Below are 23,778 nucleotides of genomic sequence, written 5' to 3'. Positions count from 1 at the left end.
GATACGATCCTGCGGGAGCACACGCCTATCCATGCTGCCTCGGTAAAACGCTGTTGGATGACTAGCAGAATTGCGGGCTTGTGCGGTGTTTGTTGCGCCTCTGCAGTTTGGAAAAAGGCTACGGTGCATGGAGGCTGTGCCAGCAAATTTTAAAGTCTGGGCAGTGCGGGAGCTTTACAAATCCACAACATGTCTGATAAGCAGATAGCTAGCAAAAAGCTACAAGGCTAACCAGAGGAGCGAACGATGATTTCCAGACGGACCTTTCTTGCGGCTACCGCTGCCGCGGCCGCCGCCGGCACCTTCAAGGCGCAGGCAGCGACGTTCGAAGGCCATACCTTGCGCGTCCAGTTCTGGGGCGGCAGCGACGGGCTTGCACTGCGCAAATACGTCGTCGACCCATTCATGAAGGCTACAGGAGCCAAGGTCGTCGTTGAGGAGGGGGTTACCTCCGCGTCCATCGCCAAGGTCGTTGCGCAAAAAAGCGACCCTCAGATGGACGTCGTGCTGCTCGATGATGTAGGCGTCTTTGCGCTCAACCGGCAGGGGCTACTCGACAAGATCGACCTGTCCAAGGTGCCGAATGCTGCCGACCTCTATCCATCCTTCGTCCTTGATGGCGGATACGGCCTCGGGTTCTGGACCTACATCACAACGATCTTGCACAACAACAAGACCCCGGCACCCTCGTCTTGGGAGGACCTCTGGTCTACAGAATACAAGGGCAAGCTTCTTGTCCCCGCGATTACCGATACCCAAGCGCTGCTGCTCGTGCTCATGGCCGCCCAGCTGGGCGGCGGAAGCCTGGACAACCTCGCTCCCGCATGGCCGAAGCTGGCCGAACTGAAGCCCCAGGTCTTCTCGTTCATCGAAAACCGGGCGCTTGATGCGCAGGTCCTGCAGGCGGGCCAAGCCACCGCGGCGGTCGATATCCCGACTTACTTCAAGCCGTATATGTCCGAAGCTTCGGACATCGGCGTTGCCACCGGCCTGAAGGAAGGCGTTTTCGCGATCACGGGCGCTGCCGTGCTAGTGAAGGGGTCGAAGGCGAACAGCGACTTGGCTCATGCCTTCATCAATCAGACGCTTTCGCCAGAAGCGCAGGCCGGCTACGCGGCGGCGGCCTGGTACGGGCCAACCAACAAAAAGACAGTCGTCTCGGAGGCCGCCGCGCCTTACGTTCTCCACACGCCGGAACAGTTTGAGAAGGCCATCCAGGTGTCACGTCTCGAGCTGGTGAACAAGCGCCCGGAGATCATCGAGAACTGGAATAAGATCTTCTTTAGTTGAGTTCGGCAGTCGCAATCGGGGTGGGTGTAAAGCACTTGAAAAAGCATCTTCAAACAGACTGGTTTGCGCCCGCCCTGTTCGCTCCGGGCATATTGGTACTTCTACCGCTGGTCGGCGCTTTCGTCATGTTGGTCCGCTACAGTTTCAACGACTGGGACCCTATGCTGGGCATGGTGCCAGCATGGACTTTGGAGAACTATTACTACGTCTTCACCGACCCCGCGCAGTTCAAGGGTCTGGTCACGACCCTCAGAATCAGTTTGGTCGTCACGGTGGTCTGCCTATTTGTCGGCTATCCGGTCGCTGTGGCCATATCTCAAGCGGGCCGATACCGCGGCCTGCTTATGTTCCTCCTGGTTACTCCCATGCTGACAGATGTCCTCATCCGAGCATACGGCTGGATGGTAATTTTGGGGCCGAACGGACCGGTCAACAGCTTGCTGATGGCTTCCGGGCTCTCGTCTGGGCCCGCCCGGCTTATGTATACGGAACTGGCGGTGGTGCTGGAACTGATCCACGAAAACATCCCCTTCATGATCCTGCCGCTGGCGGCGGTTCTGGAGAGGATCAACCCCGCCCTCAACGATGCAGCGATGAATCTCGGCGCTTCGCCCGCCCGCACCTTTTTTCATGTCACCTTGCCGCTGAGCCGGCCCGGAATAATCGCTGGCACGCTGCTAGTGTTCGCGCTTTCGAGCAGCGCATTCGTAGCGCCCCTGGTGCTCGGCGGCGGAAACGTAAGCGTCATGACGACCCTCATGCAGCAGACGATGCTGACGACGCTCAATTGGCCGCAAGGCTCAGCGCAATCCGTCGTCCTGGTGGGGCTCGTCCTCGTTCTGCTGGCGGGTTACGGATGGGTTCTTTCAAGGGGGAGGCGCACCACATGAAGCTCCATGTCACGCGTAGAGGCCTGCTCCTGACCTATGTCACGCTATTCTTCATTTATCTTGAAGGTCCCTTGGCCGTCATCGTCCTCTCCTCGTTCAACAGCGGGCAGATCGTTCGTTTCCCGCCCGAGGGCTTTTCGCTGAAATGGTACGGGGCACTGATGGACCTTGTCCGAAATGCGCCCGACATGAAGCCCGAACTTCTTAACGCGGTCTACACCAGCCTGTGGCTCGGCGTGGCGAGCACCATCGGCGCGGTCATTGCCGGTACGCTAGGCGCCTATGCGCTGCAACGGGCGAAGATACCCGGGACGAACATATTGCGGCAGCTTTTCCTTCTTCCGCTGCTCTTTCCGCAAATCGTGACCGGCATCGGGCTGGTTCTGTGGTTTAGCGCCGTCGGCGGCGTCCCCACGTGGATGCGATTGTTGCTCGGGCACCTGATCATCAGCCTGCCCTGTGTCGTTGTCACAGTGACCGCAAGTCTCGAGACGCTTGACAGGAGTCTTGAGGATGCGGCGATGAATCTCGGAGCAAATCGGGTCAAGACGTTTCTCTTCATCACCCTGCCAAGCATTCAAGGCGGTGTGCTTGCCGGTGCCATCTTCGCCTGGCTCACGTCATTCTCCAATTTCACGGTCACGTATTTCTTGTTCTCGGGCGAGATGAATCCATTCCCTCTGTGGCTGTATCAATACATCGAATACTATATCGACCCGGGCGCCGCGGCCCTCGCCACCTGCGTCCTGTTGATTACCCTGTCCGTGCTGTTGATGATCAATCGCCTGCAAGCACTCGGTCGAGTGGTGGCAGTGTCCAAATGAGCGTTGTTGAGATGAAGCCACCAAGCCAAGAAAGCACCCAAGCTGGCAAAAAGCCCGTGCTGGAACTCAAAGATATCTCCAAAGCATTCGGCCAGATGAATGCTGTGGAACGCGTTTCCCTGGAAGTCTGGCCGGGCGAGTTCGTTTCGCTTCTTGGCCCGTCTGGCTGTGGGAAGACGACCACGCTTCGAATGATCGCAGGCTTCATCGCGCCCACCGAAGGACGCATTATCCTGGGCGGAAATGACATCACCAACGTGCCTGCATACCGACGCGACGTCGGGCTGCTGTTCCAGAGCTACGCGCTTTTCCCGCATATGACTGTTCGCGGCAATGTCGGATTCGGCCCGAAAATGCGCGGCGAAAAAAGCGGCGCGGTCGCGGAAAAGGTGCGGTGGGCGCTGAGCCTCGTCAAGCTCGAAGGCTTCGAGGACCGCCGGCCGAACGAACTCTCCGGCGGCCAGCAGCAGCGGGTAGCCATTGCGCGCGTCCTTGCGAGCGGCGCTTCGATGCTCCTGCTCGACGAGGCTTTCTCCAACCTCGACGCCAAGCTGCGCGGCCGCATGCAGGAGGAGGTTCGCGAACTCCAGCTTCGGCTCGGTATCGCGACGGTCCTGGTGACGCACGACCAGGAGGAGGCGCTCGCCATGTCGGATCGCATTGTCATCATGAACGGCGGAAAGGTCGAGCAGATCGGTACACCCAAGCAGGTGTACAGCAGCCCGGAATCCCTGTTCGTCGCCGACTTCATGGGGCGTTGCAACCGCATCGAAGGGCAGTTGACTCACGACGGTGCGAAGGGCTGGTTCCTCGATTGCGGACCGGCCGGAATGATCAGGTTTGAAGCTCCGCCGCATCCTGAGGCGCGCCCGGGAGAACACTGCCGGGTATTCATGCGTCCCGAACACCTGACGCTGTCCCAGCGGACCGGCGACCACGGGCAAGGTCTAAGGGGCGAGGTCGAGCGTCTGGTTTACCTCGGGTCCCGCTCGGTCGCGTATGTGATCCTTGACGGAGGTATCCCGTTCCAGGTCCACCTTCCCAATACGCCCGGATCGAAAGACGAATTTCCGATCAACGGGGTTGTCGCCGTAGTTCCGCAGCCGGGCGCCGTGACGCTGCTGCCGGACTAGGCCGCCCATCGTTCGTCAGCATTCCAAGACATATCCGAGATGAACGCAATGGCTGAGATTCACGCGGAAACGTACGATTACATCGTCGTCGGCGCCGGCAGCGCCGGCTCCGTTATCGCCAATCGTCTCAGCGCCGATGGCAAGTCGAGCATCCTCGTGCTGGAAGCCGGCGGACCGGACCGGAACCCGTTCCTCCATATCCCTGCGGGATACGTGAAGACGCTCACCAATCCGAAGCTGATCTGGCCGTTCAAATCCGAACCGGGTCCAGGCAGCAGCGGGCGGGCGATCACGCTTCCGCAGGGGCGGGTGTATGGGGGTTCGAGTTCGCTCAACGGCCTCGTCTACAATCGCGGGCAGGCGGAAGACTTCGACGAATGGGCCCGGATGGGCAATCCGGGTTGGGGCTATGAGGACGTGCTCCCGTACTTCCGGCGCTCCGAGCGGCGTATCGGTCCTGGCGAGGACCGCTATCACGGCCGGAACGGGAGAATCGCGGTCAGCGATCCCGAGTGGAAGGATGAGCTTTGCGAAGCGTTCATCGAGAGCGTGCAGTCGACGGGCCTCGCGCGCAATCCAGATTATAACGGCACAACCCAGGAAGGTGTCGGCTATTTCCAGCGCATGATCGAAGGCCGCTTTCGCGTATCAGCCGCGACCGGCTTCCTTCACCCGGCGCTGAAGCGTTCCAACGTCAGCATCCGGCCGTTCGCACAAGTCTTCGACCTTCTCATCGAGAACGGCCGGGTTTCCGGCGTCTGGTACTTCAGGGCCGGCAATCCATCAGACCGTGTTCTTGCGCGTTGCCGTGGTGAGGTCATCCTGTGCGCCGGGACCATCAACACCACGCGCCTCATGCAAGTTTCCGGCATCGGCGATGGAGCCACCTTGTCGAAAGCTGGGGTGGAAACGCGGCATCATCTGCCTGGCGTCGGCCGCAATTTCCGCGACCACTACTTCATCCACATCAATCAGCGCATGAAGGATGGAGTGATCTCCCTCAACCAGCAGGCGAAAGGCTGGCGGCTCGGCGTTGAGATCATCAAATGGTTGGCGGGAGCGTCTAACATCCTCTCGCTGAGCCCGTCGGTCGCCTATGCATTCTGCAAGTCGGATGCTTCAGTCGAAAGGCCGGACATCCAGTACATTTTCACGCCGGGCAGCTACAAGCCGAACCACGTCTACGTGCTGGACAACTTCCCGGCAGTGACATGCGGGTTCAGCCAGCATCGGCCGGAAAGCGTCGGGCACATATCGATCACCTCGCCCGACCCGATCGCGTTGCCGGTGATCCAGCCGAACTATCTCTCGGCGTCGACTGATCAGGCGGTCGTCGTCAAGGCGCTTCGGCTGGCGCGCCGCTTCATGGCCGCCGCGCCGCTCGCGCGCTTTGCGGAGCGTGAAGAAGAACCCGGAGCCTCGGTCCAGAGCGACGAGGCCTTGCTGGAGTTTGCGCGACGCACCGGCAACACCGGATACCATTTCATGGGCGCGTGCGCGATGGGGCCGCGGAGCAATCCACTGGCAGTTGTCGCTCCTGATCTCCGGGTGCACGGCCTTACCGGCCTGCGCATAGCGGATGCTTCGGTAATGCCCGCAATGCCGTCCGCCAACACATACGCATCGACACTCATGATCGCTGAAAAGGGCGCGGATCTCATAAAAGGCATCTCGCGCGCCTGATAAAGAGGGGCAGCGCAGCTGAAAGACGCGGCGCTGGGAAAAGGGAGTTCTCATGTACCAGGACACGCTGTTGTACATCGATGGCAGCTGGCGCGGTGGATCGGCCGGCGAGATGATCGCGGTGATCAACCCGGCGACGGAGGAAGTGATCGGAACGGTCGCGAAGGCAAGCGAGGTCGATCTTGGGGAAGCTGTCTCCGCCGCCCAGCGCGGCTTCTCCGTGTGGCGAAAGGTCCCCGCGCTGGACCGCGCGCAAATCATGCGTCGTGCCTCTGCCATTCTGCGCGAACGCGAGGACAGGATCGCGCGTCTGATCTCGATCGAGCAGGGAAAGCCGCTCTACGAAGCCCTAAACGAGGTGCGGGCGACCGCGGAGACCAATAACTGGTTTGCCGAGGAGGCGACGCGCAGCTATGGACGCGTCATCCCTGCGCGCGGTGAGGGTATTCATCAGTTCACTGTTCGCGAGCCGGTCGGACCCGTGGCGGCCTTCACGCCGTGGAATTTTCCCATCCTACAGATCGTCTGCAAGGTTTCAGCGGCTCTGGCGGCAGGCTGTTCCGTCATCGTCAAGGCGCCTGAGGAAACCCCGGCATCGCCGGCGGAACTTGTGTCGGCATTCGCCGAAGCCGGGGTCCCCCGAGGCGTCGTGAACCTTGTGTTCGGCGAACCGTCGGAGATCTCGGAGTATCTCATTTCACATCCGGTCATCCGGAAGGTCTCGTTCACTGGCTCCACGGCTGTCGGAAAGCAGCTTGCCTCGCTGGCGGGGCTCCATATGAAGCGCGCAACCATGGAACTCGGCGGGCACGCGCCGGCAATCGTGTTTTCGGACGCAGACCTCGATGCGGCAGTGACCGGGCTATCTACTCAGAAGTTCAAGAATGCCGGCCAGGTGTGCATCTCGCCCACCCGGTTCCTGATCCAGGAATCGATTTTCGAAACCTTCGTCGAGAGGTTTGTCGAAAAGGCAGCTTCCATCGAGGTCGGCGACGGACTGGCCGCCGGTACGAGGATGGGTCCGCTGGCGAACAAGCGCCGCCTGGAAGCCATCGACGCCTATGTCTCCGATGCCGTGAAAACGGGCGGCGAAATCAGAACCGGCGGCAAGCGGATCGGCAACCAGGGCTACTTCTACGAGCCGACCGTGATCGCGAATGCGTCGATCGACGCGCTCGCCATGAATGAGGAGCCTTTCGGCCCGATCGCCTTGGTCAGACCTTTTCGAACGTTCGATGATGCGGTCGCGGAGGCAAATCGCCTTCCCTATGGCCTCGCGGCCTATGCCTACACGCAGTCCGGCAAGATCGCGGCTGCGCTCGGGGCTGCGTTGGAAAGCGGGATGGTGTCGATCAATCATCTAGGGCTCAGCCTACCGGAGACACCCTTTGGTGGCGTCAAGGATTCCGGCGTTGGTTCGGAAGGCGGCACGGAAGGCATCGACGCATACTTGTCCACCAAGTTCATCTCGCAGGTTTAGGTAAGAAACCAACATTGGAGGCGGCACCTGATGTTTCGAAGCTTCTCCGAATTCACGAGCGAGCAGTGGTACCACTCGGAGCGCGTTGACGAGAATATCTGGAAGATTCGCGAGACGTTCATCAGCGAAGGCCACGGCTGCAACATGTGGCTGGTGCGCGGGCGCGACCGCAACCTGCTGTTCGATACAGGGTTCGGCTATGTGTCGTTGCGCAGCTTCCTCGGCGAGGAAGTCAGCCGCAATGTCGACGTGGTTTCCAGCCACAGTCACTGCGACCATATCGGTTGCAACCATGAATTCGAATGCCGCTGCGTTCATTCCGCCGAGGCATCCGTTCTGGCCGATCCCACGCCGGCGAACACGATCTACGACCCTTATGCGGTGCCGGAGATGATTGCCGTCTCGATTGATCCGCTCGAGGTCCGGAATCACGCGATCAGACCTGCCGCGCCGACGCGGTTGCTGGAGGACGGGGCCGTCATTGATTTGGGCGATCGCGCTCTTGAGGTGCTCCACGTGCCCGGCCACTCGCCAGGCTCGATCATGCTCTACGACCACCGCGACCGTATCCTGTTCAGCGGCGACGTGGTGCACAACGGGTCGCGCGGCATCGGCCGCACCAGCTGGTACAGCGCCGATGAGGACCAGTATCTCGCGTCCTGCGAGCGCATACGCGACCTGCCCGTTCAAACCTGTCATGCGGGGCATTTCGCCAGCTTCGACGGGAAAAGATACCGGCAGATCGTCGAGGAATTCATCGTCTGGCGGCAGGTCATAGCAGCCAACGCGGAACGATCGAACAAATCTTCATGAGGAGGTGGAAATGGCGCATCTGTGCATAAATCCGGAAGGGATAGACGCTCCCAACAATTATACCCATGTGATTGTCGCGCGCGGGAGCCGGATGGTTTTCATCGCCGGTCAATATCCGGAAGACCGAAATGGCCACCTCGTAGGTCCGGGCGACATGGCGAAACAAGCAGCCCAGGCTTTCGCAAACTTGGGCGTTGCCTTGAGCGCAGCGGGCGCCCAGCCACAGGACGTTACGCGGCTCGGCATCTACGTTGCGCAGTTCAAGTCTGAATACCTGCCCTTGATAGATCCAGGCCGGCGAGCGGTTTTTGGAGACCATCACCCGACGGACGTGCTTGTCGGCGTCGAGACGCTCGCGTTCCCAGAATACCTAATCGAGGTGGAAGCGATCGCTGTGATCCCTGACTAGGCGGCGTCCTTAACGTCAATACCCTGAGAAGGCAGGATCAGCATGGATCCATTGTGGATTTTCTATGTCGATAACGATGAACGGTCGTCGCCTCCGAAGCATCGTCGTTCTCCGTCTTTCTGCCGAAAATTCGTCCGGGTGGTGCGAGCCGGCAACGCCATCGCTCGGCCAGCGTCTATTCGCCATAGTGTTCGGACCAATGCCAAAAAAGAGCTGTGGGCAATGCTGTTTGCCTTCGCGGTGTGCCTCGTTCTTTTTGCGCTGCTGATGATCGTGGGGTTCACCCTTGGTATAGTTGTCTAAGAGCGACTTATGCTCCGGCATAAGGGGGAGCCTTCCGAAACGGCCTATTTAAGCGAGAAGTCAGAGACAGGTATTTGAAAACTCACTTGCAATTTTTAACCACGATCTCTGGAGTGAACCCTTTAAGCTGGACCACAAAGGTCATTAACTAAGCCGCCTTTCTGGGCAATTTGAATTTCCTATACTGTGGTGAGGCTAGACCGGGTTAGCTGAGGATCCCGAATGCAGACTTGGTTTCAGAAACTGATCGACCTCTCGTCGATCGCCTCAACCGAGGCTTCTTTGAAGGAGGCCCTGCCTGGACTGGTTCGGGAACTCGGATTCGAATGTTATGCCTACCTCAATGTGCAACCGGTCCGCACCTATGCGGTTTCCAACTATCCGGCCGCGTGGCAGACGCGCTACCTCTCCCGTGACTATATGCGTGTCGATCCGGTGGTGGCGGCGGCGCGGGCGAAGATGCAGGCGTTCAGCTGGGCCGCGGGAAACCCAAAGGAGGTTCGCTCCAAAGCTGTGAGAGCCTTTTACAGGGAGGCCGGAGACTTCGGCATACGATCGGGGGTCAGCGTGCCGATCAGGACCGCCTTCGGGCATATGTCGATGCTAACGCTTGCATCGAACAAGCCGTCGCTGTCACTCGAAACGGATATCGATCAGCTCGGCGCTGTCAACGCCGTCGCGCTGCTGCATGCCAGCTTGGAACACTATGACGCCACGCCAACTGCCGCGCGCTCTATCGAACTGACGGCCAAGCAGGCGTTGTGCCTCAAATGGTCCGCCGAGGGCAAGTCTATGAGAGCGATCGCGACGATCGAGGGAATGTCCTACGCCACGGTCAACTTTCATCTCAACAACGCCCGCAAAGCGCTCGATGCGGCCAGCCTGGCGCAGGCAACGGCCCTCGCCACAAAGCTCAAGCTGATATGACCTGTCGACCCGGTTCGTCGTCCGGCACATCCGGTATATAGCCGAGCACATCCAGCACGGTCGACAGGAGCGTCTGCTGCGCGTGCATGTAGATCATCGCGCTTACCCAGGCCAGACGCGACGCGCCAACGGTGTCCACCGACTTCGAAGGCTGTGCGCTATAGGAGGCTTCCAGCGCCTCCGCCTCGTCGCGGAGTTGTCGGTGCCTCCTTATAGCCTCTACGGCAATCTGCTCCAGATCCGTCTTCGGCAGGGTCTCGGTGAGGCCGACAACCGGGCTCAGCAATTGTTTGTGCGTGCTTAAGGAACCTTGTTTTCCACTCATGTAGATCGACCCCGGATGGTGTGTCCGCGGTGCGCCCCCGCCAAGATACATCCCTTGACCCCAAGCCGGGGGGTAGAAAACCGTGTCCACACGGTCCCGTGACCTTTAGCACCGAGGCGCCTGGACATACGTCACAGGCCCCCGGCCAATGGCCAGAGGATCTCGGTGCCGTCACGGCCGACACCAACCGATGGACAAGGGGTTTCTACACCCCGGGACAGCGCGTACTGCCCCGATGCCTCTATAACGTGGAACGATCCCCATCGCCAGATCAAAGCTTTAGCCGAAATTTAGCGAAATTGAATGGGCGGTCTGAATCTTGTCTGAAGCGCTGCTAATACTCACGCCACCAAACGCTCATTTGCGGCCATCTGATCAATGCGGAAGGCAGCCCGGCGTCAGGAGGATGCGTCGTCCGTCATCTCGAACAGGCGATCAACCTTTACTGACCCACGCCGCCGATCCCCGAAAGGTCGATGCGGATTCCGGCGGCGTTGGGATCGCCGGCCTGCTCCGGCATTTTCGTCGCCTCGTCAGTGGGCGCGGCCGAACCCCCTTCCCGATCGCTCCCCTGTTCCTCAACTTCCGGGGCCGCGACGGGCACATCGCCCGGATCCGGCTCGATGAACACCGTCCTGCCCTCGAAATACCCGGTCTTCCAGGCGTAGATCGCGTCGTCGAATGCCTCATCGACGGCGTTGCCATACCATTTCGTGACGATGCGATAGACCTTGCCGAACAGCGCCGTGCCATGCGGATGTTTTCGCAGGCGTCGATCAGGTCCGGCTTCAGCTCGGAGGGATCCGCGATTCCGAGACCGGCCGGATACTGGGTGATGCCGACGCGGACCACGGCCTTGCCGACATACTGGCGCATGAGTGTGATGGCGTCGTCCGGTGTCCCCGGCTTCGGCACGAGCACGACGCGATCGCCGGACCGGACGGTGACTGTCAGTGGATCGGGCGATCCAGCCTCTGCGATGAAGCGCTCGACGATCGCCGGCTTCAGCGCGGGGTCGGAGCAGTTCTCGATCAGGGCTGCATCGATCATGCGTTTGCCTCTCAGGTGTTGAAGGCGGTGACGAGCGGGATGCCGAAGAGGCGCGCCCAAGCTCTGGCGCTGGCCTTCTGGATGGCAACGATTGACGTCCCCTTCGTCCACCATCCGTTACCGACGGCAACGATCATTCCGGGCGAGTGCTGCGCGGATTGCAGGACGGGCCACAGGATGAGTTGCTCGTAGCAGATCAACGGGGCGATCCTTTCGCCACCGAGCTCGACGACCGGGTTGGCGAAGAGATGCGCCCGGGCGCCGCCGCTCTCACCGAACCAGCTGCGCCAAGGTTGCCACATGGAAACCGGCACCGGCATTCGCTCGCGGTAGAGGATCGTCGCGGCCTCGGCCGATACCGCGATCAGGACATTGTCATAGCCCGCATCGTCGACGATCGCCGCGCCTGCGATCACCGTGACGGGCGTGCCGTGCAGCTTCGAGCGCCAGAGACGCTCCACCGTCGGCGTCCAGAATCCCAGGGCGCTTTCGGGAAAAACGACGACGCGGGCGCCCTCGCCCGCCTTCCGTTTCACAGCACCGAGCAATTCCTGCTGCCGCTCCAGCGTGGCGTCGCGGCCGAGGCTTTGCCCCAGCGCGAGATCAAGGCCGGCCCATCCTGCGGGCGGGGGTGGAGGCGTCCAAGTTGCTGCTGACCAGAGCCAGAAACCGGCCAGCACGATCGCCGCTACCGGCCAACATCGCGTCGTCATGGCAAGCAGACCGGCCGCGGCAGCCGCCAAGCCCCACCACCCCGAACTGGGAAACAGAACGCCGGCAGCGGTGAGCGGATGCGCCCATCCGACGATGCCGAAGGGCGGCATTCCCATCAACGCCGCCGCCGCCAGATAACGCGCCGCCCTCCCCTTCCCCGATAGTTTCGTCCACAGTGCCGCATGCACGAGGACAAAAGCGAGCGAGGCAGCGAACCATAGCAGGAGTCCCGGCCAGAGGTCGGAAGCGTAGAAATTGGCGACACCTTGCGGCAAGCCCCGCGACGCAGCAAGAAAATACGCCGCGGAGACAGCCGCCGCGATCAGCCGCGATCGCGAGAACGCCCACAGCGCCGGGAATGCGAATGCAACCGGGAGGGCGAGAACATGACCGCTCCATCCGATGCCTCCGGCCAGCGCGGCGAGGGCGACAAGGCCAAAGGACCGAACGCCATCAAGGTTCGAAGGTGAGGACCGGGAAGGCACGGCCAAGCAGGCCGGCTGACGGGATCGGGCCGAAATACCGCGAGTCATATGAGCCGGCGAAATCGGAGTGGAGATAGAGATAACCGGGCGGAACGGTTCCACCATGCCAGGCGACAAGGGCGCTGCCCGCGGCGTCAACGCGATGAATTTCTGAATGCGCAAGTTGCCGCCCTTCGACCGACACATGCACGCCTATGTCGACCGATTGCCCCTCTGCCGCCACTACCGTTTTTATGAGCGGACTGAGCTGGCCAGGACAAAGCCCACGGCGGATATAGCCGCGCTCGAATGCCATCACGATGGCCGGCGTGAGCGGCGGACAGATGAAGACGAGATCGCCGATCGCTGCGGGACGCTCGAGCGCCTCGATGCGCCACAGACCGAGCGGATAACTAGGCGTGGTGTTGATGCGATAACCTCCCAGCCAGCCCGCCGCCGCGACAGCGGCAATGCCCGCTATCGCGGCGCCAGCAGATCGGATCGCGGCAACGCGGCTCATTGCTTCATCACCGGGCTTTGGCGCTGAGTCAGGCGCAGAGCATCGCTTTGCTTCAGCACTTCCGAAGTGCGCTCATGGGCGGCGAGCTGCTGGGCGGCGCGCATGACCGGCCAGGCTTCGGCGAGCTTCTGTTTCCCCGCCGGCGCCATGCCTTCCGCCGTCTTGTCGAACAGCTTTCCGGACGGCGCGCGCGCCTCGTTCACCAGTAGCCTTCGTCCGCCAAAACGTTCGGCAACGGCCTTGTTGAAGACGTCGATCTCCGTCTTGATCTCGCGGTTGCTGACGGCATAACCGAGTGCGGCTGGCAGGTCGTTGCGGTCGATCGCGTCGCGGACTTTTTCGAGGACCCGGTATGCATCTGGCGAGAGCGCCGGTATGTCGATCGAAACGCGCCGGCGCACCGTCTGCTCCTCGGCCGCGATCTTCTTACCGGCTGTCTGGCGAAGATCGAGATAGCGTTCGATGTCGCGTTTCAGCGCCGGGACATTTAGCTCGGCCACGCGCCGTTCCTCGCGCTGTGTCTTGCCTGCGAACATACCTGTGCCGCCCATCAGGGGACCGAACGATGCGGGTTCGCTGACGAGCCTGTCCAGCGTCTTTTGCGCGGCATCGCGGTTCGCCAGCACCGCATCGAAATTCAACGAGCGGAAGGCCGTCTCAGGATCCGCGAAGACATAACGGAACCGGGTCGAGACCTCCTCCCACTGCTTCTTCACCGCGGGGTCGCTATGAATCTTTTCCGCGACGGCGTCGGGAATTGATTTGGCGAATTGCTTGATGCCGGCGACCATCGGTTCTGCCTCGTTGAATGTCCGGGCCTGTCTGGTGTCGTGAAGACCAAGGCAAACGCCGGCGACCCTCAGCCGCCGGGCCGCGCCGGCGAGACGCTCTGCCTGGCGCAGCGTCCAGTCGAGCCGATCGCGGACCAGTGTCCGGGCGACACGAACGATGTGCAGGCCGCGGTTCTCGGCAAAGCGCAGCGCTTGGCGGTAGAGCGTGCCACGCTCGTAGTCGAGCGTGGTTTCCTTCGCATTCTTCCGCGACAGGATGTGCCCGAGCCCGCCAGCTTTTTCGAAGGAACGCGTGCCGTAATAGAGCGCGAGATCCTCGCGGTGACGGGTCATCGCCACATAGGTCAGGTGACGATCGAGCGACAGCGACGCCAGCACCTTGACCCTGTCGACAGTGGCGCCCTGCGCCTTGTGAATGGTCGTCGCATAGCCATGATCGATGTTGCTGTAATGGCGCTGTTCGACCGTGACATGGCGGCGATCGCCACCGTGTCCGATCTCGGCAACGATCCTCCCGGGTGCCGCTTCGACGACGCGCGCGAGCATGCCGTTCTTGACGCCGAGCGCGCTGTCGTTCCTGAGGAAGACGATCCTGTCACCGGCGTCAAATGCCCGGATGCCGTCTTCCGTCCGGAAGGTGTGTCCCTCGCCGACGACGCCACGCTCGACCATCTTTTCGCGGGCAAGGCGATTGAGTTCGCGCACGTCGCGGCGAAGATACGCCAGGATCAGCGTCGACTTCGCCGGGTCGTATTCCTGGTTCCAGGCGGCGATCAGGCTGCTGACGGCCTGCGCCTTCAGCTTTTCTCCGACGATCTTCCCATGGCCGTTATAGGCTGCGATCGCCTTCGCGACATTGCCGCGCGCCAGATCGAGCGAGGCAGCGCGCATCCATTCCTCGCGCTGGCGATAAATCCGTTCGAGCTCGGCATAGCCGATGCGCTCGACAATGGCGCGGAGGGGCGCTCCGGCCTCGATCGGCTGCAGCTGTTCTGGATCGCCGATCAGCACCAGCTTGGCGCCGAAGCGCACGGCCTTTTCGACGAAATACGCCATCTGTTTCGAGGCGACCATGCCGGCCTCGTCTATGACCATGATCGTCCTGCCGGTCAGCGCCTCCCTGCCCTCCTTCCAGTACAGCTCCCATGAGGCGAGCGTTCGGCTTTCGATGCCGGCTTCCTTCTGCAAGCCCTCCGCCGCCTTGCCGGCCAGCGTGCCGCCGATCACCCTATAACCAGCCAGCTCCCAGGTCTCGCGCGCGGCCTTCATCATGGTGGTCTTGCCGGCGCCAGCGCGTCCGACGACCGCGGCGATCCGGCCATCCTTCGTCACATGCTCGATCGCCGCCCGCTGCTCATCGGAGAGCCGATCATGGCGTGCGAACACATTTCGCAGCACTTTCTCCCCGACGCCGTGGGTTGCTTTCTCCGACAGCCAGATCGCGCGGTTCGCCATCTCGGCCTCGAGCCGGATCATCGGCCGCGTGGTGTAACGATCAGGAAGCTTGCGGCCTGTCTCGAATTCCACGGCTGCGCGTTCGAGCCGCAGGATCTGAGCGCTCCGGAGAACGCGCGTCATTAGGTTCTGGAAGGTGCCGGAATCGTCGACGTAGCGATGCAGCACCCTTGCAATATCGCGTTCATCGAAGACGCTCATCTCCGACGTCAGCAGGTCGAGCACGATCTCCGGGCGCTTGAGAATGCGGGCCGCATTGGCCGCCTTCCGCGCCTCGGCAATCTCGATGCGTTCCAGCGTAGGCGACCATCCCTGGCGCTCGGCCTTGTGCTGGATCGCCCGGGCGCCGGCGCCGACATGCGCGGTCGGCTCCAGATCGATGCCGCGCTCGGCATAAGAGCGGCCATCGACGCGGATTTCCAATCCGGCGAGCGCCAGATGCTGGTTCTGAAGATCGAGCCAGCGGTTGCGCTGCGCAAGGAAATCCGCCTTCTCTCCGGCCCACAGCCGGTACTGGATCTTGCCCGCCTTGTTGCGCAGCGGTTGCCCGTCCTCGCCAATTTCTGCGATCTTCTTCGGCCCAAAGCCCTTCTCGGTCAGCGGCCGCAGCGTCGTCATCAGATGGACATGCGGATTGCCGGCTTCGTCGTGGTAGACCCAGTCGGCGACCTGCCCGCGCGCGAGCACCTGTTCGACGGCGAACTGGCGCATCAGCGCGATGTTCTGCTCCCTTGAGAGCTCGACCGGCAGCGCGACAATGAACTCCTTGGCGAACTGCGCGTCATCACGCTTCTCGAAAGCCTCAACCCTGTTCCAGAACGCCTCCGCCGCGCCCGCGACCGAACGGTCGGCGATCAGCGCCCGCGCCCATTGCGGCGCATCGGGCGGCAGCAGGAATTCCTCGTGGCCGAGATTGCCCTTGTTCGTGAAATCGACGGTGCGGCCCTCGCTCTCGTAGGTCATCTTCGCGCAATGCCGGTACGCGGCGGCCAGCACGGCGCTGCGGCCGCTGCTGCGGCCGATGAGCTGAGGCGTGAAATGCGTGATCGCCACGGTGAACCGGCTCCCGGAAAAACGAGCATCGTGTTCGTCGGGAGTGGGCCGTGCTCGGCGGGCTGAAGCAGGACGTCGCGTCAGCGACGTATTACTGCGCCCTTGGATGCCGCTCCTTCGGAACGGCGGGATCATTCCTCAAAGCGTCGGCTCCGCCGACTAGCATTTCTTCTAGTCGTCCCTCGTTGAGTTTCGGGCGAGTCTTGCCTCGCCACGAAGGCGAAGAACGAAACAAGAGGCGACCGGGATGAAGAAGCCGTCATCGAAGATCAGGGAAGAAATCAACCGCCTCCAGGAACAGCTCCGACAGGCAGAGACGCGCGAGGCCGAACGCATCGGACGCATCGCGCTGAAGGCCGGTCTCGGCGAGATCGAGATCGAGGAGGCGGCGCTGCTATCGGCGTTCGAGGACATTGCCGGCCAGTTTCGCGCGGGAAGCGGGAAGTCGTCCGGGAAGAAGAATGCCGGGCAGGGCAGGAGCGCCGGAGTCCCGGGCACGACGGTCGCGTCTGGCGCGGATGCGGGCGGCGCTGGCGAGGCTTGAACGCATGAACCAGACCATGGCCAGCGAGGCGCGCAAGAGGGACACGCGCGAGAAGATCCAGCTCGGTGGGCTGATCGCCAAGGCCGGACTGCGTTACGAGAAACGGGCACTGCTGCTCGGCCTGCTGATTGACGCCGCCGATCGCATTCGCTGCGACGAGACGGAGCGCGCGCGCCTCCTGGCGCTGGGCGAAAAGGCGTTCATCGATGACGCCGACTAGGATCGCCCTTTTCGTGGCGCCGGCCGCGCTGATGTTGATGACGCTGCTCGGTCTCGGCGGCATCGAACAATGGACGGCCTCGCTCGGCTCGACCCCCGACGCCCGCCTGATGCTGGGCCGGATCGGCATCGCCCTGCCCTACGCTGCCGCGGCCGCGATCGGGATCGTCTTCCTCTTCGCGGCCAGGGGCGCTCTGTCGATCCGCAGCACGGGCGCCGGCGCGCTCGCGGGCGCGGTTGTGGTTGTTACCACCGCACTCGTGCGCGAGGCCGTGCGGCTGTCCAGCCTGGCGGATGACGTGCCCGCTGGCGTGAGTATCTTCAACTACGTCGATGCCGCGACCTCGATCGGCGTGACCCTGGTGGCTGTCTCCGGCGTGTTCGCGCTGCGCGTCGCGATCCGCGGCAATGCCGCGTTCGCCTCCGCTACGCCACGCCGTATCCACGGCAAGCGCTCAATCCATGGCGATGCCGAATGGATGGCGCTGAAGGATGCCAGGCGTCTGTTCCCCGAAGCCGGCGGCATCGTCGTCGGCGAAGCCTACCGCGTTGACAGGGACACGGTGGCCGAGCGGGGATTTCGCGCCGACCAGCGTGAGACCTGGGGCGCCGGCGGACGTCCGCCTCTGCTGTGTTTCGACGCCTCGTTCGGCTCGACGCACGGTCTCGTCTTCGCCGGCTCCGGCGGATTCAAAACAACGTCGATCACCGTGCCGACGGTGCTCAAATGGGGCGGCAGTCTCGTCGCCCTCGATCCTTCGAACGAGGTGGCGCCGATGGTGATCGAGCATCGGCGCAGGGCCGGTCGGGATGTCTTCATCCTCGATCCGCGCGACCCGTCAACCGGATTCAATGTGCTCGACTGGATCGGCCGCTTCGGCAGCTCCAAGGAGGAGGACCTGGTCGCCGTGGCCAACTGGGTGGTGACCGACACCGGCAGGCAGGCCTCGATCCGCGATGACTTCTTTCGCGCTTCGGCGCTGCAGCTGATCACCGCGCTTATCGCCGACGTCTGCCTGTCAGGACATACGGAAAAAGAGAACCAGCATCTTCGGCAGATGCGGGCGAACCTCTCGGAGCCGGAGCCGAAACTGCGTGAGCGGCTGCAGGCGATCTACGACAATTCGGGATCGGAGTTTGTGAAAGAAAACGTTGCCCCCTTCATTGCCATGACGCCTGAAACCTTCTCCGGCGTCTATGCCAACGCGGTCAAGGAGACCCATTGGCTGAGCTATCCGAACTACGCGGCGCTGGTTTCGGGTTCGAGCTTGGCGACCGACGATATCGCCAATGGCAAGACCGACGTCTTCGTCAGTCTCGATCTCAAAACTCTGGAAGCGCATCCGGGCCTTGCGCGCACGATCATCGGCGCTCTTGCCAACGCGATCTATAACCGGAATGGCGAGGTAGACGGGCGTACCCTGTTCCTGCTCGACGAGGTGGCGAGGCTCGGCTACCTGCGGATCCTCGAAACGGCCCGGGACGCCGGCCGCAAATATGGCATTAGCCTCGTACTTCTGTTCCAGTCCATCGGCCAGATGCGCGAGGCCTATGGTGGCCGCGATGCGACCAGCAAATGGTTCGAGTCTGCATCCTGGGTCTCATTCGCCGCCATCAACGATCCCGATACGGCCGACTACATCTCGCGTCGCTGCGGCAAAACGACCGTAGAGGTCGACCAGCTCAGCCGATCGTCACAGATGTCCGGATCGTCGCGGACGCGTTCGAAGCATCTCACGGCGCGGCCGCTGATCCTGCCCGAGGAAGTGTTGCGCATGCGAAGCGACGAGCAGATCGTCTTCACGGCCGGCAATGCGCCGCTGCGCTGCGGGCGGGCGATCTGGTTCCGGCGGGCGGACATGAAATCCATTGTCGCCGAGAACCGTTTCCACCGAAATGGAAAAGGCTGATGACGGCTTGCCCCTTCATCGGGGACCTCCGTGTCGGTCGATCTGGACGGGCTTTGGCCGCCATCGGCTGAAGAATGCGATTTCGGCCCTCGCATCCGTAATGGAAGATGCTGACGACCAATAGACCCGCCGAATTGTCGGTATCGTCAGTGTGAGAATAGTGTTCTAGGGTCGCCCTCATCAACAAGGAAGTATCGAACCGAATGACAACAACAACCGAAATCGCCGACAAGATCGCCGCCGAGCAGAACTGACCAAGGCGCAGGCCAAGGCAATCGTCGAGAGTGTTCAAGAAAATTTTGGACGCGGCGCGTTCGGGCGCCGAGACCAGCATCCCCGGTTTCGGAAAATTCCAGGTCAAGAATACGCCGGCGCGTGAGGGACGCAATCCATCGACTGGCGCCACGATCAAGATCGCGGCCTCCAGGAAGCTCTCCTTTACGCCGGCGAAGGCGCTTAAGGATACACTGAACGGCTGACGTTCGCGCCCACTCATCAACGAAATGAATCGGTCCGGGTCCAGTGATTCAAACCTATCATTGGACGCCGGATTCCCGGTGCGCGATTCTGCCCGCATGATCGCGCAGCAGTATCGGCTCTACATCGAACGTCGGGATCCGGGCCGGAACATGGCCCGGTTCTATGTACTGTCGATCGAAGAGACGCTGTTCGGCCACGCCCGGCTTGTGCGCCGTTGGGGACGGATCGGAACGACCGGCCGCATGGTGCAGCACTCCTTCGACGACGAGGGCGAGGCCGTGGGCCTTTTCCTGGAACTGTTGCGCGCCAAGCGGCGCCGCGGTTATCGACCCAAGTTTGGCGCTCGGCATGCAGAGACGGCCCCGTCGGCGTGACCGGGCCGGAGAGGTCAGGCCTGGTTCGCGAGCTCTATCAGCACGTCGCCGTGGCACGCTAGCGGCGCGCACCAGCAGACCAGATCGCGGCCGCGGAGTTCGTCGAGCGCGTCGAGCAACTCGGGTTGCGACGTGAGCCACGCGCGATATTTCGCGATGACCTCCTCGCGCGAACCATCGCGGCCTATGACGAAGGGATTTCCCCATTTGCTCGGCCGCCCGATATAGACGCGCGCGGGAGCGGGCGCTTTCCCGACGATGCGGGCATTGAGAACTTTGCACATCCTCGATGCTCCTTTCTGCATGAGGGATGGCCCCGCCTCACCGCGGGGCCGTCCCGATCCGGGCTCAAAACGGGATGTCGTCCGTGCCCTCGGTGTGGTTGCCGGCGCCGTCGCGCTTGGGCCAGGCGAGGAAGTCGACGGCGTCGGCGATGATCTCGGAGCTGAAGCGCTCGATTTCGTCGTTGTCCGTCCACCTTGTGTAGTGGATGCGCCCGCGCACCGCGACCTTCATGCCCTTGACGCAGTGCTTCTGCACCGTCTCGGCGAGGCCGTTGAAGCACTTGATGCGGTGCCATTCGGTGTCCTGCTCGGCGTAGCCGTTTTCGCCCTTGACCACCTTGCCGTCGGCCCGCTTCGGGCGGGAGGTCGCCAGCCGGAAGTCGGTGATCTTGGTGCCGCCGCGGGTGTTCACCATTTCGGGGTCGTTGCCGATGTTGCCGGCGAGAAAAACGATGTTGGTCATTTCCTGTCTCCATCTTGCTCGTCCAGGGGACCGTCCCTCCGAACGAGACCCGGCCAAGGACAGCGGGAGACGCCTGCAACCGGAGCGGAACGCGACGGCTCGCCCCCAAGGCAAGGAGTGGTGCGGGCAGGCGCGAAGCGCCAACTCGGTCCGCCGCCGCGCGGGGTTGCTTGCGGAAACCGAATGGACTTAGGGGCTCAATTCGTTTCGGAGGGATAGATCCACCGGCAGCTCAGATGGGGCGGGATTGGCACAGCCGTTTCCACCGCCGGCATTCGCGCCGTTCCGGGAATCCTGACCCGCGAGACGCGGCCGATCGCTGAAACCCGGTGACCCCTGCCCCCGGCGAACTGACATCAAGATGAGGCCTTGGGTGCCCGCGCCGCCGAACAGCGTCACATGCTCCGCGACATTGCGCTCGGCAACGTCCCCGCGAGGGGATGTGGCCCTGCCTTCATGGGCTGATGAGTGCACAGTGCGCGAAGTCACGGACATCATGGCGGTGGACGGCGCCGAGGTCGGAACTGGCCACCAGCCCGATCGCACGACGCCGCCGTCGCTCGCTGGCCTCGTCGCGCCAGCCCCAGACCACCTTACGGCGACCTTTCCTGCCTGAGCGCGGATCGATGCCGCTGCGATGTGGCGGGCTGCACCCAGCCGTCGGAGCGATAGACGTTGCCGGCATGGGATCGCAGGATCCTGATAGCTCACCGCCCAGACGAAACCGCATTCCTGGCACGGCGCCGGGAAGACGATGGCGCGCCACATGCGCAACGTCACGCGGGACAGATCAGGCCGCACCGCGTAGAGCCGCGACAGCTCGATGGCTTCGTGGCGGCTGCACACCCACTCCGAGCGAGAGGGCGCGCAGGCCGATCGGGGAAGGTGCGTCACCTTCGCCGCCGATGATGGATGCGTGGAACATCAGGCGGCCTCGCGTTCTTCCGAGGCCGCCGGCTGAAGGCCGTGCAGGAAGGCGACGGCGCGCTGCGCGTGAGCAGCGGCCGAGAAGATCGCCCGCTTGTCGTCGGCGAGGACCTTCAACCAGGAATCGAGATAGCTCGCATGATCCGGACGCGGCTCGAGCTCCGGCACGATACCGAGATCGGCGGAGAGAAAGCAGCTCCCGAGCTCGGCCGTATATCCTGACAGTACAGCCCCTATCCGAAATATTTGGGTAGTGAAGACGGTGCTGGTCATGCGGCCATCTCCTCTGCCTGGGGCTGCTGTGCATGCATCCAGTCGGCTGCCTGTTGCGCTTTGCTGGCAGCGGTAAAGATGGCCTTGGGATCGTCCTTCAGGACCTTGAGCCACGAGACGACATAGGCGGCATGATCGGGGCGCGGATGGTGTGCGATACCCAAGTCCGCCAGGATGAGCCCGCTGAGAATTTCCACGCAGCATTCTTCGGCGGCATAGGACGCTGATCCAAATCGCCCGGAAAGATCGCGGTCGAGCCTGTGCTTGGCGCCGCTTGCGTGGCCATTCTCGTGCAACCAGACACCGTAGAATGACGCGGCATCACGGAACGAATTGAATGGCGGCATGAACACGGTATCCGCCGACGGGCGATAATAGGCTTCCGATCCACCGAACACGGTCTTGACGCCCAGGTTCGCGATGAATGCTTCCGCTTGGGCGAGACGTTCCGCCTCGGGCAGTGCTGGAACTGCCGGGCGTTCGTAGCCGTCAACCTGCGCGATGTTGAAGACGGAGAAAGCACGGGCGAACATGCGCCGATGCCCCTCATCGTCGTCTTCGTTGTCGCCCTGCCGGGAAACATGGATCTCCCTCCACAAGACGACTGTGGTGGAGCGTTCTCCTTCACGCACCTGCGCGCCAGCATCCTGCCATTGCTTATAGGTGCCCCAGAGGCCGTCACCATATCCGGCCGCGAAGCCCGCGGCCCAGAGCGCCAGCGTATTGATGCCGCGATATCGCTTGCCGGATGCGATGTTGGTCGGACGCGCGATGCTGGTGCCGTTGTGGAACCAGGGGGCACGCCATTCACCTGTGCCTTGCTCGATGGCGGCGATGATCTCGGCCGTGACGCGGGAATAGACATCGGCGCGCTTGGCCGAAGTGGAAGTGCTGGACATTGGGGAATCTCCGCGGCCGGCGGCGCGAGCCTCTCTCGCTCCTTCAACCGACCGCCCGACTCCCGCCTTCCTCTTCCTCTCCCGCCCGTACGGGCGGTTGTTCCTGATTTTTTGTCTTGTCATAATCGTTGCTCCTTCTCCGCCGGGGCCTGTCCCGGCGTCGGAGCAGCGGATTGCGATGCCTCAGGTGCGGCCGCGCACTCGCAGAGCCGAAGCGTAAGCGGAGGACGGCGCCCAGCCGTTGCGCGGATGCGCCGGGCATCGCGCGCTCCGACAACGCCGGGCGGGGCCACCGGCAAGCCACGGGCACGCCCCGCCTGCGGTCGAAACCAGTCAGTTGCTGGGGTTCAGGTTCGCTGTGCCGTCAGCATGCGAGCTGCGGAAGCTTCACTTCGATCGGTAAGTTTGCAGGACTGCGGCTAATGGCGCCACACCTTCACCGCGGAGATTAGGAGGATGATTGCCAAAGCCGGCAGCAAAAACGCATTTGGAACGATGCCGAGCAGAAGGCCGCCGATAAACGTACCGACGACCGATCCGGCAGCCATGATGAGCAGGAAAACCTTGTTGCGGCCGATAACGGAGAAGCTCTCGTCGCGACTGTAGCGGGTGAACCCCACCAGCATGGTTGGCAGACTCACCGCAAGCGAGAGACTACCGGCGAGCTTGATATCCGCACCGAAGAGGAGGACCAGCGTCGGGATCAGCAGTTCGCCGCCCGCGACACCCAGGAGCGAGGCGACGATGCCGATGATGAAGCCCGCGACAACACCCGCGACGAGCTGGCTCGCGCCCGTCAGCAAAGGTTGCCCCGCTGTCGCCTCGTGCCCGAACACCAGGACGATCGCGATCGCCACGAGCATGATGGCGATGACTTTGTAAAGCGTCTCCGACCGCAGCCTTGTCGCCCAGCCTGCGCCGAACCAGGCGCCGATCAGGCTTCCCGCGAGAAGGTTGAGCACGATCGGCCAGTTATCGGCTATGGCGCTGAAGGGCACCGTGCCCGCCCGGAAGGGGAGCGCGGTCGCGACGACGACAAGGCTCATCGCCTTGTTGAGGATGACCGCCTCCAGGGCTGCGAAGTTGAAAAACCCGATCAGGATCGGAAGGCGGAACTCGGCGCCTCCCAGGCCGATTAGGCCTCCGAGGGCGCCAATAATGGCGCCTCCGCCGAAAGCAGCAGTAGGATGACGGGGAAGTGATTTATTGGCAGCGTCAGTCATAGGCGTTCTATATGCACAGATATGACGATGTTGGCCATTTGTTATGGTGGCCCATGGG

The 23,778-nt window shown here is 62.4% G+C and carries 24 protein-coding genes and 2 pseudogenes; 16 read left to right on the top strand and 10 right to left on the bottom strand.

Features of this window, described 5'->3' with window-relative positions; genetic code table 11:
- Positions 1–246 precede the first annotated feature (246 nt).
- From AO692_RS28060 to AO692_RS28020, 10 genes are all read left to right on the top strand, one after another.
- Entirely contained in the window at positions 247–1,290 is a 1,044-nt protein-coding gene (locus AO692_RS28060; RefSeq protein ID WP_054313328.1) for an extracellular solute-binding protein, read from the top strand.
- 35 nt (positions 1,291–1,325) lie between these two features.
- Positions 1,326–2,180 carry an ABC transporter permease gene (locus AO692_RS28055; RefSeq protein WP_152979998.1) on the top strand — a complete coding sequence of 285 codons (855 nt, stop codon included), beginning with the start codon at positions 1,326–1,328 and terminating at the stop codon, positions 2,178–2,180.
- A complete protein-coding gene (locus tag AO692_RS28050; protein ID WP_054313326.1) occupies positions 2,177–3,004 on the top strand; it encodes an ABC transporter permease in 828 nt (275 codons plus the stop codon). Before AO692_RS28055 ends, AO692_RS28050 begins: the two co-directional genes overlap by 4 nt.
- Positions 3,001–4,137 carry an ABC transporter ATP-binding protein gene (locus tag AO692_RS28045; protein ID WP_054313325.1) on the top strand — a complete coding sequence of 379 codons (1,137 nt, stop codon included), beginning with the start codon at positions 3,001–3,003 and terminating at the stop codon, positions 4,135–4,137. Before AO692_RS28050 ends, AO692_RS28045 begins: the two co-directional genes overlap by 4 nt.
- Positions 4,138–4,185: 48 nt before the next feature.
- Complete coding sequence (locus tag AO692_RS28040) at positions 4,186–5,820, top strand: GMC family oxidoreductase N-terminal domain-containing protein (RefSeq protein WP_244483522.1); 1,635 nt, start codon at positions 4,186–4,188, stop codon at positions 5,818–5,820.
- Positions 5,821–5,872: 52 nt separating this feature from the next.
- Positions 5,873–7,300, top strand: a complete 1,428-nt coding sequence (locus tag AO692_RS28035) for an NAD-dependent succinate-semialdehyde dehydrogenase (protein ID WP_054313323.1) — start codon at positions 5,873–5,875, stop codon at positions 7,298–7,300.
- 30 nt (positions 7,301–7,330) lie between these two features.
- A complete protein-coding gene (locus tag AO692_RS28030; protein ID WP_054313322.1) occupies positions 7,331–8,113 on the top strand; it encodes an MBL fold metallo-hydrolase in 783 nt (260 codons plus the stop codon).
- A 10-nt stretch (positions 8,114–8,123) separates the two neighbouring features.
- Positions 8,124–8,522 (top strand): RidA family protein, encoded by a 399-nt coding sequence (locus AO692_RS28025; protein WP_054313321.1) that lies wholly within the window; start codon positions 8,124–8,126, stop codon positions 8,520–8,522.
- 42 nt (positions 8,523–8,564) lie between these two features.
- Complete coding sequence (locus AO692_RS32990) at positions 8,565–8,825, top strand: hypothetical protein (RefSeq protein WP_152979997.1); 261 nt, start codon at positions 8,565–8,567, stop codon at positions 8,823–8,825.
- A gap of 282 nt (positions 8,826–9,107) precedes the next feature.
- Positions 9,108–9,752: an autoinducer binding domain-containing protein gene (locus tag AO692_RS28020; protein WP_054313386.1), complete on the top strand. Its 645-nt coding sequence runs from the start codon at positions 9,108–9,110 to the stop codon at positions 9,750–9,752.
- On the opposite strand, the gene AO692_RS28015 is transcribed toward AO692_RS28020, so the two are convergent.
- The 5 genes and pseudogenes from AO692_RS28015 to traA form a co-directional block, all read right to left on the bottom strand.
- Positions 9,739–10,077, bottom strand: a complete 339-nt coding sequence (locus AO692_RS28015; RefSeq protein ID WP_152979996.1) for a transcriptional repressor TraM — start codon at positions 10,075–10,077, stop codon at positions 9,739–9,741. The two genes, AO692_RS28020 and AO692_RS28015, sit on opposite strands and share 14 nt — an antisense overlap.
- 442 nt (positions 10,078–10,519) lie before the next feature.
- Positions 10,520–11,127: pseudogene (locus AO692_RS28010) on the bottom strand (TraH family protein).
- A gap of 11 nt (positions 11,128–11,138) precedes the next feature.
- A complete protein-coding gene (locus AO692_RS28005) occupies positions 11,139–12,332 on the bottom strand; it encodes a conjugal transfer protein TraB (protein ID WP_244483521.1) in 1,194 nt (397 codons plus the stop codon).
- Positions 12,295–12,825, bottom strand: a complete 531-nt coding sequence (gene traF / locus AO692_RS28000; protein WP_054313319.1) for a conjugative transfer signal peptidase TraF — start codon at positions 12,823–12,825, stop codon at positions 12,295–12,297. Before traF ends, AO692_RS28005 begins: the two co-directional genes overlap by 38 nt.
- Complete coding sequence (gene traA / locus AO692_RS27995) at positions 12,822–16,124, bottom strand: Ti-type conjugative transfer relaxase TraA (RefSeq protein WP_054313318.1); 3,303 nt, start codon at positions 16,122–16,124, stop codon at positions 12,822–12,824. The genes traF and traA overlap by 4 nt, the downstream gene beginning before the upstream one ends.
- 247 nt (positions 16,125–16,371) lie before the next feature.
- On the opposite strand from traA, the gene traC reads away from it, so the two are divergent.
- The 5 genes from traC (at position 16,372) to AO692_RS27970 (ending at position 19,651) form a co-directional block, all read left to right on the top strand.
- Positions 16,372–16,668 carry a conjugal transfer protein TraC gene (gene traC / locus AO692_RS27990; protein ID WP_054313317.1) on the top strand — a complete coding sequence of 99 codons (297 nt, stop codon included), beginning with the start codon at positions 16,372–16,374 and terminating at the stop codon, positions 16,666–16,668.
- A gap of 4 nt (positions 16,669–16,672) precedes the next feature.
- A complete protein-coding gene (gene traD, locus AO692_RS27985; protein WP_054313384.1) occupies positions 16,673–16,888 on the top strand; it encodes a conjugal transfer protein TraD in 216 nt (71 codons plus the stop codon).
- Positions 16,875–18,797 carry a Ti-type conjugative transfer system protein TraG gene (gene traG, locus AO692_RS27980; protein WP_054313316.1) on the top strand — a complete coding sequence of 641 codons (1,923 nt, stop codon included), beginning with the start codon at positions 16,875–16,877 and terminating at the stop codon, positions 18,795–18,797. Before traD ends, traG begins: the two co-directional genes overlap by 14 nt.
- A gap of 284 nt (positions 18,798–19,081) precedes the next feature.
- Positions 19,082–19,276 carry an HU family DNA-binding protein gene (locus tag AO692_RS27975; protein WP_244483520.1) on the top strand — a complete coding sequence of 65 codons (195 nt, stop codon included), beginning with the start codon at positions 19,082–19,084 and terminating at the stop codon, positions 19,274–19,276.
- Positions 19,277–19,354: 78 nt separating this feature from the next.
- The gene (locus AO692_RS27970) at positions 19,355–19,651 is read left to right on the top strand and encodes a WGR domain-containing protein (protein ID WP_348271483.1); all 297 of its coding nucleotides are present in this window, start codon (positions 19,355–19,357) and stop codon (positions 19,649–19,651) included.
- Positions 19,652–19,665: 14 nt separating this feature from the next.
- Here the strand turns inward: AO692_RS27970 and AO692_RS27965 are convergent, their stop codons facing one another.
- Both AO692_RS27965 and AO692_RS27960 read right to left on the bottom strand, forming a co-directional pair.
- A complete protein-coding gene (locus tag AO692_RS27965; RefSeq protein ID WP_054313315.1) occupies positions 19,666–19,935 on the bottom strand; it encodes a DUF4326 domain-containing protein in 270 nt (89 codons plus the stop codon).
- A 64-nt stretch (positions 19,936–19,999) separates the two neighbouring features.
- Positions 20,000–20,398, bottom strand: coding sequence for a single-stranded DNA-binding protein (locus tag AO692_RS27960; protein WP_054313314.1), 399 nt, complete (start codon positions 20,396–20,398; stop codon positions 20,000–20,002).
- A gap of 475 nt (positions 20,399–20,873) precedes the next feature.
- On the opposite strand from AO692_RS27960, the gene AO692_RS33245 reads away from it, so the two are divergent.
- Positions 20,874–21,014 carry a hypothetical protein gene (locus AO692_RS33245; protein ID WP_161808137.1) on the top strand — a complete coding sequence of 47 codons (141 nt, stop codon included), beginning with the start codon at positions 20,874–20,876 and terminating at the stop codon, positions 21,012–21,014.
- Positions 21,015–21,322: 308 nt separating this feature from the next.
- Here AO692_RS33245 and AO692_RS27955 read toward each other — a convergent pair.
- The 3 genes and pseudogenes from AO692_RS27955 to AO692_RS27945 all read right to left on the bottom strand — a co-directional run.
- Positions 21,323–21,535, bottom strand: a pseudogene (locus tag AO692_RS27955) (zincin-like metallopeptidase domain-containing protein); the annotation flags it as partial.
- Between the two features lie 59 nt (positions 21,536–21,594).
- Positions 21,595–22,497, bottom strand: a complete 903-nt coding sequence (locus AO692_RS27950; protein ID WP_054313312.1) for a zincin-like metallopeptidase domain-containing protein — start codon at positions 22,495–22,497, stop codon at positions 21,595–21,597.
- 419 nt (positions 22,498–22,916) lie between these two features.
- Positions 22,917–23,720 (bottom strand): sulfite exporter TauE/SafE family protein, encoded by an 804-nt coding sequence (locus AO692_RS27945; RefSeq protein WP_054313311.1) that lies wholly within the window; start codon positions 23,718–23,720, stop codon positions 22,917–22,919.
- Positions 23,721–23,778: the final 58 nt, after the last annotated feature.

This window comes from Mesorhizobium sp. 1M-11, assembly GCF_001303895.1.
Lineage (GTDB): Bacteria > Pseudomonadota > Alphaproteobacteria > Rhizobiales > Rhizobiaceae > Mesorhizobium.
Note: the sequence above shows the minus strand (reverse complement) of the source record. Positions and strands in the feature narration are given on the sequence as shown.

Coding starts and splice junctions, on each gene's coding strand:
- AO692_RS28060 (WP_054313328.1), top strand. CDS start 247: ATGATTTCCAGACGGACCTTTCTTGCGGCTACCGCTGCCGCGGCCGCC.
- AO692_RS28050 (WP_054313326.1), top strand. CDS start 2,177: ATGAAGCTCCATGTCACGCGTAGAGGCCTGCTCCTGACCTATGTCACG.
- AO692_RS28045 (WP_054313325.1), top strand. CDS start 3,001: ATGAGCGTTGTTGAGATGAAGCCACCAAGCCAAGAAAGCACCCAAGCT.
- AO692_RS28040 (WP_244483522.1), top strand. CDS start 4,186: ATGGCTGAGATTCACGCGGAAACGTACGATTACATCGTCGTCGGCGCC.
- AO692_RS28035 (WP_054313323.1), top strand. CDS start 5,873: ATGTACCAGGACACGCTGTTGTACATCGATGGCAGCTGGCGCGGTGGA.
- AO692_RS28030 (WP_054313322.1), top strand. CDS start 7,331: ATGTTTCGAAGCTTCTCCGAATTCACGAGCGAGCAGTGGTACCACTCG.
- AO692_RS28025 (WP_054313321.1), top strand. CDS start 8,124: ATGGCGCATCTGTGCATAAATCCGGAAGGGATAGACGCTCCCAACAAT.
- AO692_RS32990 (WP_152979997.1), top strand. CDS start 8,565: ATGGATCCATTGTGGATTTTCTATGTCGATAACGATGAACGGTCGTCG.
- AO692_RS28015 (WP_152979996.1), bottom strand. CDS start 10,077: ATGAGTGGAAAACAAGGTTCCTTAAGCACGCACAAACAATTGCTGAGC.
- traF (WP_054313319.1), bottom strand. CDS start 12,825: ATGAGCCGCGTTGCCGCGATCCGATCTGCTGGCGCCGCGATAGCGGGC.
- traC (WP_054313317.1), top strand. CDS start 16,372: ATGAAGAAGCCGTCATCGAAGATCAGGGAAGAAATCAACCGCCTCCAG.
- traD (WP_054313384.1), top strand. CDS start 16,673: ATGAACCAGACCATGGCCAGCGAGGCGCGCAAGAGGGACACGCGCGAG.
- traG (WP_054313316.1), top strand. CDS start 16,875: ATGACGCCGACTAGGATCGCCCTTTTCGTGGCGCCGGCCGCGCTGATG.
- AO692_RS27965 (WP_054313315.1), bottom strand. CDS start 19,935: ATGTGCAAAGTTCTCAATGCCCGCATCGTCGGGAAAGCGCCCGCTCCC.
- AO692_RS27960 (WP_054313314.1), bottom strand. CDS start 20,398: ATGACCAACATCGTTTTTCTCGCCGGCAACATCGGCAACGACCCCGAA.
- AO692_RS27950 (WP_054313312.1), bottom strand. CDS start 22,497: ATGTCCAGCACTTCCACTTCGGCCAAGCGCGCCGATGTCTATTCCCGC.
- AO692_RS27945 (WP_054313311.1), bottom strand. CDS start 23,720: ATGACTGACGCTGCCAATAAATCACTTCCCCGTCATCCTACTGCTGCT.